The 16,814-nt window shown below is 36.6% G+C and carries 16 protein-coding genes; 2 read left to right on the forward strand and 14 right to left on the reverse strand.

Going from position 1 to position 16,814, the window contains the following annotated elements:
- Nucleotides 1-29 precede the first annotated feature (29 nt).
- From TEGAF0_RS04315 to TEGAF0_RS04330, 4 genes are all read right to left on the reverse strand, one after another.
- A complete protein-coding gene (locus TEGAF0_RS04315; protein WP_264900357.1) occupies nucleotides 30-1,277 on the reverse strand; it encodes a hypothetical protein in 1,248 nt (415 codons plus the stop codon).
- 37 nt (nucleotides 1,278-1,314) lie between these two features.
- Entirely contained in the window at nucleotides 1,315-2,556 is a 1,242-nt protein-coding gene (locus TEGAF0_RS04320; RefSeq protein ID WP_264900358.1) for a sterol desaturase family protein, read from the reverse strand.
- A gap of 64 nt (nucleotides 2,557-2,620) precedes the next feature.
- Nucleotides 2,621-3,079 (reverse strand): helix-turn-helix transcriptional regulator, encoded by a 459-nt coding sequence (locus TEGAF0_RS04325; RefSeq protein ID WP_264900359.1) that lies wholly within the window; start codon nucleotides 3,077-3,079, stop codon nucleotides 2,621-2,623.
- Nucleotides 3,080-3,082: 3 nt separating this feature from the next.
- Complete coding sequence (locus TEGAF0_RS04330) at nucleotides 3,083-3,337, reverse strand: hypothetical protein (RefSeq protein WP_264900361.1); 255 nt, start codon at nucleotides 3,335-3,337, stop codon at nucleotides 3,083-3,085.
- Between the two features lie 296 nt (nucleotides 3,338-3,633).
- Between TEGAF0_RS04330 and TEGAF0_RS04335 the strand changes: the two genes are divergently transcribed.
- Nucleotides 3,634-3,807, forward strand: a complete 174-nt coding sequence (locus TEGAF0_RS04335; RefSeq protein WP_264900362.1) for a hypothetical protein — start codon at nucleotides 3,634-3,636, stop codon at nucleotides 3,805-3,807.
- 602 nt (nucleotides 3,808-4,409) lie between these two features.
- Here TEGAF0_RS04335 and TEGAF0_RS04340 read toward each other — a convergent pair.
- The 8 genes from TEGAF0_RS04340 to TEGAF0_RS13610 form a co-directional block, all read right to left on the reverse strand.
- Nucleotides 4,410-5,606, reverse strand: coding sequence for an efflux RND transporter periplasmic adaptor subunit (locus TEGAF0_RS04340; RefSeq protein WP_264900364.1), 1,197 nt, complete (start codon nucleotides 5,604-5,606; stop codon nucleotides 4,410-4,412).
- A 2-nt stretch (nucleotides 5,607-5,608) separates the two neighbouring features.
- Nucleotides 5,609-6,967 (reverse strand): efflux RND transporter periplasmic adaptor subunit, encoded by a 1,359-nt coding sequence (locus tag TEGAF0_RS04345; protein ID WP_264900365.1) that lies wholly within the window; start codon nucleotides 6,965-6,967, stop codon nucleotides 5,609-5,611.
- Nucleotides 6,968-6,976: 9 nt separating this feature from the next.
- Nucleotides 6,977-8,479 (reverse strand): multicopper oxidase family protein, encoded by a 1,503-nt coding sequence (locus TEGAF0_RS04350; RefSeq protein ID WP_178887979.1) that lies wholly within the window; start codon nucleotides 8,477-8,479, stop codon nucleotides 6,977-6,979.
- Nucleotides 8,480-8,489: 10 nt separating this feature from the next.
- Nucleotides 8,490-9,743, reverse strand: coding sequence for a TolC family protein (locus TEGAF0_RS04355; RefSeq protein WP_264900368.1), 1,254 nt, complete (start codon nucleotides 9,741-9,743; stop codon nucleotides 8,490-8,492).
- Complete coding sequence (locus TEGAF0_RS04360) at nucleotides 9,730-11,655, reverse strand: efflux RND transporter permease subunit (protein ID WP_178887981.1); 1,926 nt, start codon at nucleotides 11,653-11,655, stop codon at nucleotides 9,730-9,732. Before TEGAF0_RS04360 ends, TEGAF0_RS04355 begins: the two co-directional genes overlap by 14 nt.
- Before the next feature lie 2 nt (nucleotides 11,656-11,657).
- A complete protein-coding gene (locus TEGAF0_RS04365; RefSeq protein WP_178887982.1) occupies nucleotides 11,658-12,947 on the reverse strand; it encodes an efflux RND transporter permease subunit in 1,290 nt (429 codons plus the stop codon).
- Between the two features lie 35 nt (nucleotides 12,948-12,982).
- Entirely contained in the window at nucleotides 12,983-13,630 is a 648-nt protein-coding gene (locus tag TEGAF0_RS04370; protein ID WP_178887983.1) for a heavy metal-binding domain-containing protein, read from the reverse strand.
- A gap of 97 nt (nucleotides 13,631-13,727) precedes the next feature.
- Nucleotides 13,728-14,126 (reverse strand): HYC_CC_PP family protein, encoded by a 399-nt coding sequence (locus tag TEGAF0_RS13610; RefSeq protein WP_458574898.1) that lies wholly within the window; start codon nucleotides 14,124-14,126, stop codon nucleotides 13,728-13,730.
- 548 nt (nucleotides 14,127-14,674) lie between these two features.
- Here TEGAF0_RS13610 and TEGAF0_RS04375 point away from each other — a divergent pair.
- On the forward strand, nucleotides 14,675-16,090 hold the full coding sequence (locus TEGAF0_RS04375) for a cyclodeaminase/cyclohydrolase family protein (protein ID WP_264900370.1): 1,416 nt from the start codon (nucleotides 14,675-14,677) through the stop codon (nucleotides 16,088-16,090).
- A gap of 112 nt (nucleotides 16,091-16,202) precedes the next feature.
- Here the strand turns inward: TEGAF0_RS04375 and TEGAF0_RS04380 are convergent, their stop codons facing one another.
- Both TEGAF0_RS04380 and TEGAF0_RS04385 read right to left on the reverse strand, forming a co-directional pair.
- Nucleotides 16,203-16,442, reverse strand: a complete 240-nt coding sequence (locus TEGAF0_RS04380; protein ID WP_264900371.1) for a helix-turn-helix domain-containing protein — start codon at nucleotides 16,440-16,442, stop codon at nucleotides 16,203-16,205.
- Nucleotides 16,443-16,500: 58 nt separating this feature from the next.
- Nucleotides 16,501-16,770: a hypothetical protein gene (locus tag TEGAF0_RS04385; protein ID WP_264900373.1), complete on the reverse strand. Its 270-nt coding sequence runs from the start codon at nucleotides 16,768-16,770 to the stop codon at nucleotides 16,501-16,503.
- Nucleotides 16,771-16,814: the final 44 nt, after the last annotated feature.

The following is a 16,814-nucleotide window of genomic DNA, read 5'->3' on the forward strand; positions in this document are numbered from 1 at the left end:
AAAGCGGCAGTTGCATTAACTGCCGCTTTTTATACTGCCTTCGCTATCTTCTCCATAATATGATGACTCTCGCCAAACTTGCACAGTGCATTGCAATGACTACGTAATTCAGAAAAAAGGATGTATTTAATTACTACATTGTTTTGTTTAATTGCAGGACGGGAAAGTTGAAGGCAAACATCTTTTTCTCTCTTATCAGGCACAATCAGATAGAACACTTCATCACCATCTGCAATTGTATAACTCAAATCTGTCAACCTTAAAATGCCTGAATAAATACTGGTGCTTTTTTCCACTTCAAAAGCAGCAATTACATTATTTGTTCCCTTTTGAAACCACAGCACATCTATTAGTTTTACAGTATTCAATGTATCTTTCTCCAATTGGATATCGGGGAATTGTTGTAAGCTCATAAATGAAAAACTGTTCCCACAGTGTGATTTTGATCTGTCGTTAGAAGCGGCAATCACATCATAGCCTAATGCACTGCCTATTTTCAATAAATGATATTGCATCTCCGTATGCAGATTTTCTTCATCCTTTTCCTGCTGCACACTTTCCTGTCTTTTTTCAATTAGTTTTTCCAATTTCTTTCGTTCAGGCTCGGATAAATACACATCTGTACCCAGTATCAACTTTTGGGTCCCTATTTCAAATAACAGGCCAGCAATAGCGCCTAAATCTGATGAAAGTTCTGAACGATACTGATTATTGGCATCAATCATTACTTCTCTCAGCTTCAGGTATTCACTCCAGCTACCTAATTTCTTTTTGTCTTTGTATAGGAAATTGAACCCATTAATAATAGCAGTGTTGAATGGAGGAATAATGGTTGGGTGTAGAAAATAAAGGATACTTGCAACAGCAGGACCAAGACCTTTAATTTTAAAACCATCCAGTCTTATGATTTCTTTAAGAATCTGTTCCTCAGTCTTTGCATTCAAACAATTTTCTAAGAATTGTCCGAATGCCTGTTTATTGTTTTCATTCTCATAAATATCAGGAATCCTCAACTTGGGTTTCCAGTAAAATGGATGGGAAGCTCCTTCAAATACCTGCTTTTGTTCTGTAATGCAGGTAAGCACAAACTCTAACGAAGAGCCTTTAAAATCAGCAGGGAATTTTTTGCTCTTAATATCATCAATTACCTGCATAACACCACGACGGATAGAACGAAACGCCTTTAGCCGTTCCGCATTATTGATGAACCACGTGTTGTATACAGACTGATTATCTTCTTTATATTGCCGTATTAGTAGTGCCAAGTTACTGTTCATATGCTGCTTAAAACAGCAAAATACGCTATTTGGCCCATTAGTTCACCCTTGTAATGGTCTTGGTTTTACCAAATAGCCTCATGCCGTGGTAACCCGTAACTAGAGCAGTTTTTGCATCTTTGAGTTTAATATAACAGCTTGCAGGATGTCCCATACCAGGTAACTGGATTTCGCCACCCTTCCACTCTTTGTTATCAGCATCATATTCCAAATTCCACAATATTTTCCTGCCGATTTCATTGTTTTTTGCCATGTCTTTAACCCAATAGATTTTACCAACGTATTTGCCATCTTCTTTAACGACGCTTATCTTTTTACTACCATCCTGAAGCTGCCAATTACCGGTAATAGTATCTGCATCCGTCTGGGAAAATACAATTCCATTTATAAACAGCATACCTGCAATGAGTAATATTGTTTTTGAATTTTGCCGAATCTTTTTATTGAAAGGGTAGAGAAATTGTTTCCAGTAATTTTTGGGAAAGTTCTTTTCTTCAGCAATACCGATAGCACCTAATTCTGTTTGCATTTTCAGACTATCATACGCAGTGTTGAATAGGCGGTCCCAAATGGTAAGCCAGGCTCCGTAGTTAACCTGTGCATCTTTATAATCTGCACGGTGATGCCAGCGGTGCAACTCTGCTACACAAAAGAATTTTTTCAAAACACCTGCTTTGTAATCAAGATTGGTATGCTGCATAAACATATTTATAGCCAGAATTGCCAGCGCCGCCACTACCACCGGTTGCGGAGTACCGATTACAAGGCAAAGAATAATGCCGGGTGTTCCCTCTATTACCTGGTGCAATGCATGACGTTTTTCACCATTCAAAAAGTACAATCGCTCCGAACTATGGTGAATAGCATGAAGCTTCCATAAAAATTGGTATTGATGACTCTGCCAGTGTACCAGGAAAAGAAAGAAGTCGATTATTGTAAGTGCAATTATTACCTGCATCCAAAATGGCAATTGCATCGGAAACAACGACAAAAAGCTAATACTTTCCGCCAGCCATATAAAAAGAAATTGAGCAATTAGTTTTATACTGTAATTAATGATGTAGTAAGTAAGGTCAAGGTTCCAGTCATTTTTACCACCTACCCAATTCTTTTCATAAGGCATCCATTGTTCCAATAATAAAATTAATATACCTGTAAGAGTAATGACAGGTACAGTTACAAGATATTGGTTGTACCCTGATCGGATTCCATACAAAATAATGGCGGAAGCTGACAACATGATGGCAGGATAAATTCCAAACTGAAATACTTTCTTCATGAAAAACATTTTTAGAGTGCAAAAATGCTTTACCTAAAAGTAAAAGACTTGAATAAACCTGCTATTATTTAAGAACTTCTGAAGGCGAAACACCAAACATTTCTGTAAATGTGCGGCTAAGATGGGCTACATCTGAAAAACCCCCACCATATGCTGCATTGGTAAACGATTGCCCTTTCATTACTTCTTGTAATGCTGCCTGCATCCGGCACCAAAGTATGTATTTACGAAATGGGATACCGGTTTGCTCCTTAAATAAATGGGCAAAGCGGCTTTCAGAAAGATGAACTTTAGAAGCGATATTTGCCAAACTTATTTCTTCATTCAAGTTTGAATGAAGAAACTCTATTGATTGTTTAATTCTTTCATCAATTTGATTAACTAAGTTTTCGCTGCCCGTTAGCTTTTCAACAAGCAAGCCAATTAGATTATGTACATTTTCATCTTCATTTGATGCTGAATTAAACCAATTGATAAATTCAGTTCTTACAGCATCAATTTCACTACCAAAGTAATGAACCAATCCTTATTTTTCCAGATACATGGATGCTTCCAGCCTATGAGTGTAATTCAATTCAGCATCCAAATAAATGAAAATATAAAAATCATCCTTACCGATAAATTGATGTGGTAAGTCGGCAGCTATAATGCTGCAATCACTTTTTTCAAATTCAGTTCCATTTTTTGAAATCAAGAAAGATTTCTTGAATGACATTACAATTTCAAGGGCATGGTGTGCATGCATTTTTGTCAGCACCTGACGACCTATATAGACAGCCATGCCCCCGGAGATATAAAGTTTGAATTTTTGCAAGCCTGCTAAATTTTATTATGAAATGACGTGTTAGCTTAGGCCAACGTTTTGAAACCAGTTAATTTCTTAAAATTGAATACTGATTAAGCTCTGAATATTCCATAGGCAAATAGCTATTGTGCCTGAGTAATACAATTATTTTTCGTTTAGTATTATTTATTTTGTCGCTTCACTTGTTTACCTGGTGCATTGTTATATTTTTTTAGAACTAAGTTAGGACGAAATGATTTTAACCGTTCTTCAATATCAATGAACCATATATTGTGAACAGATTGTTTATTTTTTTTGTATTGAACGATGATTTGGGAGAAGTTGCTGTTCATCGGTTGTTTAAAACAGCAAAATATATCATTTACAGCAATCCTTTTTCCTTACAAAGAGCGCTTTTAAGATTTTCCAGAAAAATTGCCATATTGATTTTACAGTTGCCATTATAACATAGTTAGTAATATTAGTCCACTCATGTAAATCATTAATAAATCCGCCAGAATGGTAATGGTACTCATGGGTAAATTAAATACAGCACCAAGGCAGGTAGGCTTTATTTTCTTTTGTTAAGAACGCTTAATAAAACTACAACAATGCTTACCGTCATTACTACAAAGGTAACGGTATTGGTAAAAATTGGATTGACCCCAGTAAAGAAAGCCAAGCATAAAGATAGCTTCTGCATATGAATTGCATATAAATATGTTTGAATATTTAGATTATTATAGCCCAATTGAACATTGATTAGAGTTCGTTTGATGAAATATCGAAAGAGGGAGGATTTTTATTAATCGACTTCGCATGATTGATTTTTCTTAATGGCATTTTAGTATTAAGCAAGCATTCAAATTTAGGCCAATTAGGAAGACAGTTAGGCACTTGATATCGTTTAGCGGCTAAACGTATTTTACAAGTAAAGAAGGAATCATCTCTATTTCGCATATACGATATTTGATACTTATTTTGAAACGTATATCTTTTGTAAATAGCCATCGTTTGGTACGGATAAACTAAAAGAAAGGTTGCTATTACTTTTAAAAAAATATCAGCTTTACATTTTCATACCCTCCATCGGATTAGCTCCTTTCTTGAAAATATATTCGCTATGGAGCAAATAAGCCCCTTTCAATACAACAATATCTCCTTCGCTCAAACCGGATATTATTTCTATCCGATCATCACTCTCCAACCCCGTCTGTACCATTAAATTTTTAAATGTATTCTTACCAGTCTGTACCCATACAGTCGCCCCTTTGCCGTCTCTTATTACTGCATCAATAGGTAAACTAAGGGACTTTCTTCTAGGACTTTTTAACAATACATAAGCCGACATGCCGGGCTTTAAATAATTACCGGGATTCGGAATAGATAAACGAATAAGATTGATTCTTGTAGCCTGATTGATTTCAGGATTTACAAATTCAAGTTTCCCTTTTATTTCCTTATTATTAAAATCTGGAAGTTGAACAGTAACCATACTGTTCTCCTGCAAATCAGCTAATTGCGAGCTATATACCTGTGCCTCTACCCATAATGTTGAAAGATCAGCAAGTTTGACAATTGTACCACCTTCCATTACATAATCGCCTTCCCTTATATCGAGTTCTGTGATATAGCCGCCTGCAGTACTGTAATAGGTGGTTATCGGGCTTGCCTTCTTAGTATTGCCCAGTTCATTAATCTGGGTTTCGTTTAAACCCCAAAGAAGTAATTTGTTTTTGGCACTCTGAACTAATTGATCAAAATCAATAATGGCCTGACTTGAAAAAGTATTTTTCTTATCGATTGCAAGTAGGTATTCCTGTTTTGCATTATTTAAATCTTCACTGTACATTTCATAAAGTGGCGCTCCTTTTTTAACATATTCACCAAGGTTCTTGAAATAAAGTTTTTCTACCCTTCCCATAACCCTGGAGCTTACAGCATATAGCCTCGATTGATCAAAATTCAATGAAGCGGTTAAAATTAATTGATCGCTGATTGTTCCATTTTGGATAGTATCAACCTGAATATTCCCTAATTGAACCTGTTGATCACTCAGTTCCAGTTCATCCTGACTTTCTCCCTTTCTTTTTTTCACTGGTGTTAAGTCCATTTTACAAATAGGACATTTACCAGGTTTATACTCAACTACCTGAGGATCCATTGAACAGGTATAATATTTATCAGTATCAATAGGTTCCTTTATTGTATTCTTGCAAGATAAAACGAGTACTATTGATACTATTATAGAGATGATATACCGCATACTTAGTTTTTTACTTTTATAAAACTTTCACTATCCATAAGAAATTGAGCATTTGCTGCAACTGAATCTTTCATCGTCAATCCTTTGAGTACCTGTATCTGTTTCTCCAGAGAGACACCTGTAATTACTTTGATTGCTCTAAAGCCCTCTGCTGTTTTTTGGAAAACCACTTTTTCTAATCCTAAAGAGAGTACTGCGTCTTTGGGTAACCAATAACCTTTTACAGTATTTCCAAAAATTACTGCCTGAACCTGACTACCAATAGGTATTCTTAAACTGCTATTATTGAAGCCAACTCTTACAGTCTGGGTCTTACTTTCTTTGCGATAAAATGGCTCAACGAAATCAATGGTAGCTTTAAAGTCTTTCTGCCTCGCTGTTTCAGGAATAATACTTACAGCATTACCTTTTTTTACAAAAGATTGATTTTCGCCATATATATTTAGGATAGCCCATGCTTTATCGGGATTAAAGACGGTAAACACTGACTGACCTTTCTGTATATACATCCCTTCTTTTAATGCAAGCGCTTCGGTTTGTTGAGAAATATTTCCCATATTATCATTTGCTACGTTCATTTTATCAACATTGATGGTTTCATGAATATGCCCACTGTAATTACTGATAACCGAAATCGTGAATAAGGGTTTACCCGATTGAATCAATTCCATTACCTGTTGATTGCTCATTCCGAGTAATAAAAGTTTTTCTTTTGCTGCTTCTAATAAAGTCGAATTTTCAGGATCGTTCTTGATGAGAAACAAAAGATTCTGCTGTGCAGTGAGTAATTCAGGACTATAAATATCCATGATACGCTGTCCGTTAGTGACTTTCTGGTATTTATAGCGTACATAAAGTTTTTCGATTCTTCCCGACACCTTGGCAGAAATACCCCCGATCATTCTTGTATCGTAGGCGATATTACCTAATGCATTCAGTTCTATTTGCTCGCTGCTGAACGCAAGACCAGTAACAGGAATAGACGAGATTACAAGCTCATTGGTTGGCTTGAGCAAAGCGTTCAATTCAATATTTTCCTCTTTTTTATTATTGTTTTCTTTTTTAATTAAATCCATCCCGCAAATAGGACAGGCTCCCGGTTGATCTTTAATGACCGAAGGGTGCATGGGGCAGGTATAGGTAGCATTCTTCTCTGGGTGATGATTTTCCTCCATTTTTACCAAATCCATTCCACACTTGGCACATGTACCAGGTTTATCACTAAATACAGAATCCTCTGGCATTGGACAGGTATACATTTCCTTAGAAACAACTGCTTGGTGATCGCTATGTGTATCTTTATTTTCACAGGCAACCAAAAAGAATACCAGAACTTGTATAAAAAATAATTTCTTCATCATATATACAGCTTATATCAATTCATATTGTAACATCATACCATCATCTTCATGTTCAAGATTATGGCAATGGAAAACAAATTTTCCCAAATTACTTTCGAAAGGAATGATTATTTGGACTGTCTCCCCAGGCATTACCAGTACTGTATCCTTCCAGCCAGTTTCAGATACTATCAGACTGCCCCTGCCACCTGTTCTTTGAAGTACCTGGAAAAAAACTCCGTGTAAATGCATGGGATGGGGTTCATCGCCTTTACTATTATCAAAGACCCATATCTCATTCGTATTGGATTTAATGCTTTCATCAATGCGACTGCTATCAAAAAGTTTATTATTAATGCGATGACGCATTCTCATGCCATCATTCATAGGATATCCATGATGTTCCATCGGATTAGATATATCAAACACCCTGCTCCTGACTGATGAAGAAGCTGGCAAACTATCAACCATTGAAAGTTTTGTGGGTACAGTGAAAGAATCTGTGACAGTAGCGGTAACTTTAAACTTCATGATCTTAAATGACTGCTTCCCTTGAGCATCCCCTCCGTTAGCAAATTCTTTACTTAGTAAGAATAGCTCTGTACCGATAGATAACCCATTAAAATTTACTAAAACATCCAGTCTTTCTCCCGGAGCCAATAAAATTTCCTTTACTGTTACAGGATTTTTCAATAAACCACCATCATTCCCAATAATGATCATATCGGCATTATTACTGAATGCGAGATTATACAAACGTGCGTTTGAGCCATTCAAAATACGAAGTCTGTAATAACGGGTTGATACTTCAGTATAAGGTGAATAAATACCATTTACCAATACAGACTCACCCATATAGCCCGACATAACTTCTTCTGCAGTAGGATTATATGTTATCCCCTGATTGGTTAATCGTTTATCTTGTATAACCAATGGAATCTCAAAACGACCCGATGGTAGATTTAAAGTTGCTTCTTCCAGATCATTAATAATAAATAAACCGGCTAAGCCCTGAAATACCTGTTTACCTGTCTTAAAATGAGGGTGTGGATGATACCATGTCAATCCGGCTCTCTGATTCACAGTAAACTGATAGCGGAAAGTACCACCTGCATTTGCTAATTGATCTGGGTGTCCATCCATTAATGCAGGTACTTTTAAACCATGCCAGTGAATATTGGTATGTTCAGATAAATTATTCTGGAGCAAAATATTTACAACATCTCCCTTGTTTACCCTGAATGACGGACCAAGCATCCCATTAGGTTGATAGCCCAAGACAGGAATATTAGCCCCCCTAATATTTACAGTTGTAGTTTGTGCTGTGAGTGTCTGATTGGCACCAGACTGTAATGGGTTGGTAAGCATTTGTGAAAAATCATTCTCAATAACCATAACAGGTTTTGTCATTAGCCCGTTGTGATGTTCTTTTCTGCACCCTGAACCAGCCATAAAAAATCCAGCTAAAGATCCACTTGTTATTAGGCTACCGGTACTAACCCCAGACAGTTGTATGAATTTTCTTCTTTGCATTCCGATTGGTTTAGTTTTTTTCAATAATTCTTTCAATTGTCACTTGAAGTTTCAATGCCTGACTCAGTAACTCTAATAATTCTAACTGCTTCATGTTTAGAATTTCCCATGCATCATATAACATGAATAACTCCTCTGTATTCTGCTCATAACCGAGCTGCATTGTCTTGTAATTATTACGCAATGCCGGTATAATCTGACCTTCAAAAAGTTTTAATTGCTTTTTCTTTAACCCCAGTTCATTACGCATGCCATAAGCCATCCCACTGTATTCATTCACCATCATTTCTTTCTGTGACTGAATGGCATTACTTTTCCATTTTAAGCTTTCAATATTGGCTTTATTCATTTTAGAAGACCATTTAGCCATCGGAATACGAACCATTCCCATAATGGTATACTGCAATGGCTGTCCTCCAAATCCAATCATATTATCATAACGAATTCCAAATTGAGGTTTAAGTGCAGTACGCTCCGTTTCCTGTTTTAGAATAGTAAGATCAATCTCTCTATCCAATGATTTTAGGTCACTACGGTTAGTATAAAAAAGAGTGCTGTCAAAAACAAGAGCTTCATAACTATTCAAGAAGTAAGTGGTATCAATATCGAAATCTGTCATAGCATTTCTACCCATAAGCGAATTGATGCGAATACGTTTTTCTTTAATATCACTTTCAAACATTAATTGCATATTTTTCACTTCTCCTAAAGCGGCTTTTGCCTTATAATAAGCACTTATCTTTTCAAGACCGTTTTTGTAACGTATTTCTGCATTTTTGATCATGAAGTCCAGTATCTTTTCATTCTCTTCCAGGATAAACAATTTCTTTTTCAGGATTATCCAATCATAATAGAACTGTTTAGCATCGTTCACTAATTCATTTAGTGTTGCATTCTTTTTTTCTTTCTCAACTGACGACATAGCTTTCATGTACCTCTCATCTGCATCTAATTTTTTTCTATTCGGGAGCATTTGCTCTCCAGAAATCATCACAGATCCCATACCAGGCATATCGCCCTCCCTATGCCAGAGTCTGACATCATATGGTGTCATAAATTGACCAATGCCGATTTGAGGAGGCATCCAGCTTCTTGCCCCTTTTGCAGCTTCATCCATAGAACGGATTTCATGATCATACATCTTCACTACAGGATGCTTTGTTTTAATGCTATCAATGATTGCATGCAACTTCAAGATTTGCGTATTGCCATATGCAAAACATATCAACCCAAAGAAGGTCAGTATTAATTTATTCTTTAACATCTATTAATTCAATTTTACCGTTACGTTTTAATTCTCTCTCTTTAATCATTTCAAAAATGACAGGAGTAATGAGTAACACATAAATAGTGGATGAAATTGTGCCACCAATCAATGGAATGGTGATGGGTCGCATGATATCACTACCAACTCCTGTAGCCCAAAGAATAGGGATCAGACCGAAAAGTCCAACTGAAACTGTCATGAGTTTGGGTCGTAACCTTTTGGCAGAGCCTTCAATCACATAGTCTCGGATAATTGTGGGTGTTAATGTTGATTTAGAATTACCATGTTTAGCGACCATATTGTTCATGGCTTCATTTAAATAGATCGTCATCAACATGGCTGTCTCGATGGCCATTCCAAATAAAGCAATAAAGCCCACAGCAACAGCTACAGAAAGATTAATGCCAAAAAAATAGACCATGAATACACCCCCGATTAATGCAAACGGCACGGTGATCATGGTGATTAGAGCTTCTTTAAAAGAATGATAGGTGAAATATAATACCATGAAAATGATAATGAGTACTATTGGCATGATCATTTTTAGAGTCTGGTTAGCCCTGATTTGATTTTCCCACTGGCCACTCCATTCCAGAAAGTATCCTTTTGGAAGTTTAGTGACCATTCGATTCAATCGCTCTTGTGCCTCTTTTACTGTACTGCCTAAATCTCTTTCCCTAACATTAAATAGTACTGTACCCCTAAGCATTGCATTTTCTGAATTAATCATCGGTGGGCCGTCACTTAGTTTAATGTCTGCAACAGCTTCTAATGGTATAGGACCAAAGTCCATTGTCTGTACCTGAAGTCGCTTTAATGCTTGAATATTATTTCGAAAATCTTGCCCGTATCTGGCATTTACGGAAAATCGCTGACGGCCTTCAATAGTGGTAGTAAGTTTCATACCTCCTAATGCACTCTCAATTACGGTATTGACATCATCAATACTCAGCCCATACCGACCGATTTCACCACGTTTAACTATAATATCGATGTACTTTCCGCCTGTAATGGGCTCCACATATAAATCCTTTACTCCATCAATCCCCTCCAACTGCCTTTTAATAGTTTGAGCAAATGCGTAAATACTATCCAGGTTTTGTCCGTATACTTTTAAACCAACATCGGTTCTTATACCGGTTGAAAGCATGTTAATACGATTAATGATGGGCTGTGTCCATCCATTTGTAACACCCGGTATTTGCATTTTTGAATTCAGCTCATTTATAATATCATCTTTGGTTCGCCCTTCCCTCCATTCATTTTTAGGCTTGAGTAAAATGATGGTTTCAATCATGCTGATCGGAGAATTATCTGTTGCTGTATTGGCTCTTCCTGCTTTACCAAGAACATGTGAAACTTCGGGAACAGAACGAATCAACTTATCCTGAACCTGTAATAATCGTTTTGCTTCAGAATTGGATACATCTGGAAGAGTTACCGGCATAAATAACAATGAGCCCTCATCCAATGGCGGCATAAATTCCGAACCAAGACGAGTCATCATGATTACTCCCATGGCTAATGCCAGAATATTAAGCCCTATGGTAGTTTTTCTCCATTTTAAACACCATTTTAGAATGGGCGTATAAATCTTCTCCAGTGTTTTTGTTATTGGATTTGAATCTTCTGGTTTTAGTCGTCCTTTTAGAAAAAAGGAAATTAGAACCGGAGTTAATGTTATAGCTAATACCGCATCAATTAATAGGATAAAAGTCTTTGTCCATGCCAGGGGATGAAAAAGTTTTCCTTCCATACCTGTAAGTAGAAATACAGGAAGAAAAGAAGTGACTACAATAATGGTGGAATAAAATACGCCGGGACCTACTTGTTTTGAAGATCTTTCAATAATCTCATTTCTTTCCTCTATTGTTAAGGGGTCTTTATTTCTTTTGAACCACTTTGCCATACTTACGATTTGTCGGTTAATTTAATTTTTTTAGCCTGTGCCTCGCTAATATGTCTGTACGCATTTTCCACCATCACAATGCCATCATCAACTACTACACCAATAGCAAGCGCGATCCCCGTTAATGACATAATATTGGATGAAATACCAAACATTTCAAGGAAAATAAACCCTGCTGCAACTGAAATAGGTAATTGAATCAGTATGATCACAGCACTGCGCCAATGGAATAGAAATATGAGCACTACCAATGAGACGACAATCATTTCTTCAACTAACGTTCCTTTTACTGAATCAATAGCTTCTTGAATGAGTGTACTGCGGTCGTATGAAGTTTGGAACGTTACACCTTCCGGTAAGCCCTTTTCAACCTCCTTCATCCGAGCTTTTATCGACTCAATTACCTTATTGGCATTTTCATTGTATCGCATTACTACTATTCCACCTACCACTTCTCCTTTGCCATCCATATCAAAAATTCCCAGACGCAAATCACCCCCCATTTGAACAGAACCAATGTCCTTGACTCTTACAGGTATACCATTGTAATTGGTCAGTGCAATATTTTCAATATCATCTTTATTTTTTATGTAGCCTAAGCCCCTGATAATGTAAGCCATATCTGCCATTTCAAATTTGCGCCCCCCTACATCATTATTATTGGCCTTGACTTTATTCATCACATCCATCAACGAAATATTGTAATACTGCAGCTTTATGGGATCAACTACTAATTGATATTGCTTTTCGAAACCACCAAAAGATGCAACTTCTGCCACACCAGGTACTGTTTGTAAAGCAAATTTGATATACCAGTCTTGAAGTGCTCTTTGTTCTCCCAAATCCATCTTAGGAGCATTGAGGTGATACCAGAAAATATGTCCCACGCCTGTTCCATCAGGACCTAACGTAGGTGTTACATTTTGCGGTAGAAGACGTTGTGCAAAGTTGAGTCTTTCGAGTACACGGGTTCTCGCCCAGTATATATCAACATTATCTTCAAAAATCACATACACAAAACTCATCCCAAACATGGATGAACCACGAATATTCTTGATTTTAGGTATACCCTGCAAGTTGCTGACCAATGGATAGGTTACCTGGTCTTCTATAACCTGTGGACTGCGTCCCATCCATTCAGTAAATACGATCACCTGGTTTTCACTTAAATCCGGAATAGCATCAATCGGATTCTGTTTCACAGCGTAAATTCCATAAGCAAATAATCCTCCTGCCAATAACAGAATAATCACCCGGTTACGCAAAGCCAGTTCAATTAATTTTTGAACCATAATTTGATATTAATATTTGAAGCAATGTAGAAGCATTAGTTTGACCTCTTTTTTAAATCCATGCCACATTTAGTGCATTTACCAGGTTTATTGCTGGTGACATCCGAATGCATGGGGCAAGAATATATTTTCATCACTTCCATTTTCATTTTCTCTTTTGGAGAAAGTGTCAATGAGGTTCCACATTTTGAACATTTACCTGGCTTGTCACTAGTCATGTCCGGGTGGCTAGAACATGAATATGTTTGAACAGACTGCTCTTCTTCTTTTAAATCCATTCCACATTTTGGACACTTACCTGACTCATCACTTGCAACATCGGGGTGCATGGGGCAGGTATAGGTTTTCATTACTCCCATTTTCATTTTTTCCTTGGGTGAAAGATTCATTTTAGAACCACATACTGAACATTTGCCGGGTTTATCTCCTGTAATACCTGGATGCGCAGGACATTCATAAAGACCAACTACCTCCATTTTCATTTTTTCTTTTAGAGTAAGGTTCCTGCCACATTTTGGGCATTTCCCAGATTTATCCATAATCACATCAGGATGCATTGGACATATATATGTCTTTTCAACAGTTTGTCTAATTTTGTTCTTTTGTGTTGTTGGGTCCTGAGCAAATACTGAAAAAGATAAGATAGTTAGCGCTGCCATCATTAGCATTTTAATTGCTTTCATTTTTCATGATTTTATTGTTGTAAAATATAATACTGGCAAAGAGAAACGCCAATAGCCTGACAATTTGATTGCCTGGCACTACTAAGTCAACATTAAATTAAATAAGGATAGTTCTGTTAAGAAGGTATACGGGCGTCTTGCAATTTCGAGGTGGAGCATGACTTATTGGATACTCTTCACTTGAAGAGATATAGAAAATATCCGATAATGAAAAAAGGGATAGCGGTAAGTCAAGAATAGTGAGAGTAAAATTAATAGAAACTGATTCAGTAATTTTTTGTTCTGAAATGTTCTTTACAAACTTGTTTTCATCTTTACAACAGCCATTATCTTTTGTATCGGATTCCTCCATTCCACAATTTTCGCAAGTTTTGGAATCTCTATACATAAACCCCCAGTCGGCAAGTTTACCCATACAATAATGCATTCGTATAGAAGCCCCTGAGGAAGTACTCAGAAATAAAACTGCTACTATGAATGTGACAAATTTTTTCATTAATGCTGATAAAACAAATGTATAGTTTTTTTTCCAAAAGAGTTTAAAATTTTAGTTCCGTGCACACCAATTCATCAAACTATAATTTAAATGTATATTTAATAATATAAAGATTAATTAATTACTTGATGCCAGACAACCCTTGTCGACAGTATTGAATTCTATAGAGCATCATTTTCATCAACATCAGGCTATGAATACTACATTGTTTATAAGCTTTGCTTCTAATTCTAATCATAGAATTATTACCCCAATAAATACGTTTTGGTTGGTGCTCAATTTGAACATATGATACAGCGTAAAAACTATCACTTCAGCACTCTCCCACTTATTCCTTGGAATGTTATACTCATCTAAAATTTTGAGCCTCTGCTCCAAAAAAGTATCTAGGAGAGCATCCACTTAGAGATATGTTTTTCAGCAAATGCGAATTATTCTAGTCAATTAATTAGTAATCACCCCATTTTTATTATCAGTTTTCCACCATAAACAGCTTTTTGTTGATTACTCAACCCTAGATGCCCAGCACAATTTGATAAATTTGTGATATGTCACGCGAACCATTACTTAATCGAATTACAAAGCAACTCCTAAAAGATTTTGGAGCAGGAGGTCATGAGCCGGGTTCTGGTAGCGCTGCTGCGTTGGATGGTTTGTTGGCAGCGCATCTTACTACAACAGTAATAGACTTAACAGAAAGATATGCATCCAGAAGTCCTAGATATCAATCTCACCTTGAAGAACATAAGAACAATCGCCTTCTGATAAAGACCAAAGTGTTGCCACAATTAGAAAGCCTTTTTGAAAATGATTCTGTACAATTTGATAAAGTCATCAAAGCCAGAAAAGACAGGCTTGGAGAAAAAAATAGTAAAATCAAACATGAAAAAGATTTAATCGTCAATGCTGAGCTTAGAAAAGCTACAGAAATACCGATTCAAATCGCCAAATATTGCCATCGAATTGGCGAAATGGCTACTTATGTCTTTGATTACGGATTTATTTCGGCAAGAGGAGATTCTGCCACAGCAATTCACACGGCTACAGCTGGGATGCTAAGTTGTCTTTCCATTATTGAACTAAACCTTCAACAACTTCCTGCTGATGACTGGATGGAAATGATTCGGGGAGTAAAGGATAAACTTGAAATAAAATACCACCAATTGGATCGAATTTGTAAAGAGAAACATCATCAGCTAAAAAAGGAAGCAGACGAACACTATCGTTTTGAAAAGCTGATGGCTGAATACAAAGCAGGCAAGCATGCTGATAAAATTCTATCGGATGATGACCTTGAAAAATTTGTCACCAACCTCCAGCAATTTATCTGGATTAAAAAAGATAAATTATTTAAGAAGGATAGCGATCAGTTGACCCTACCAATGCAAGTACTAAAACCGCAAGAAATACTAATTCGCTTGATGAAATATGCTGTAATACAAAAAGAATCATTGGGCAGACATTATGATGACACTGGAGCTTTTGAGGTAGCAGGTTTGATCAATAAAAAGAAACGAGTGGTGGAAGTTTCACAGCAGTTCCCAGTTGAAACCATGAGATTCACCTTAGCGCATGAGCTAGGACATGCTCTTTTACATCCTGACATGTTATTACATCGAGATAAACCAATCGATGGTTCCCATACAAGCAAAAACCTTACGGAGAGGCAAGCAGATAAATTTGCCGCCTATTTTTTAATGCCTAGAAAACAGGTTATTAAGATATTTAGAGAGAGATTTGGAAACGAGGTATTTAATATCAATCAAGAAACAGTATTCATGCTCGGCGCGGGCTCGATTCAAACTTTTAGAGAAAAATGCCAAAATCTTCGTGGGTTAGGTCGTGAATTAGCAAGGGCGAACCGAATTGTTGGACACAAATTCACACCACTTTCAGCAATATTTGGTGTATCAGATGAAACTATGGCGATACGCCTGGAAGAGTTGGGATTGATAAAATTTTGATCTATAGATTTTAAAGAAATATTTTAAACTATATCAATTAATGCCTTTCCACTTTTGACTAAAAATTCATGCCAAAGGAAGCATTAAAGTATTTCTGGGGAAGTTACCGTTTCTAGGGAAATGAATTTTTCTCTTCCGTTATTTGGTAAAATAATACATTCCCCGTCACTTGTAATACCTTGACCAGCGTAGTCAACCTAAAATTCACCTCCCCCCTTTCCATTCTTTGTAATTGTTGTACATCAATGCCACATCGTTGACTCAAATCCTTGATGGAGAGTTGATGATGTTTTCTGAATGCTTGAATATTTTGCCCAATCTGATCGTGATAAAGACTGATGGATTTTTTCATACCAACAAAATATCCCAAATAAAATAATTCCTTGACGTATGCTCATACGCCAATCTTATTAAATCGATGAGGTGGAATTGGTCGATTGCCAATTCAAATGTTTGGAGAGCTCAATTCCCTTTTCCGTGATAGAAAATTGAATCGTATCTCCGTGAAAAATTTGAACAGCTCCTTCTTCTTCTAAAGTGCTTAGACAAGAAAAAATAGCAGACCAATCCATCGGCAAGCGTAAAATCAATTCCCTCGGAATAAACTGGTATAAACTAGGTTGTGCAGATTCAGCGACCATTTGTGCGAGCGTATACAATACCAGATCCTTATGTTCCATGAGTCGAAGATAAGCGCTGGAAAAATAACTTTGATTGGAGCCCA

Origin of the sequence: Sediminibacterium sp. TEGAF015 (assembly GCF_025997995.1) — a bacterium.
Lineage (GTDB): Bacteria > Bacteroidota > Bacteroidia > Chitinophagales > Chitinophagaceae > Sediminibacterium.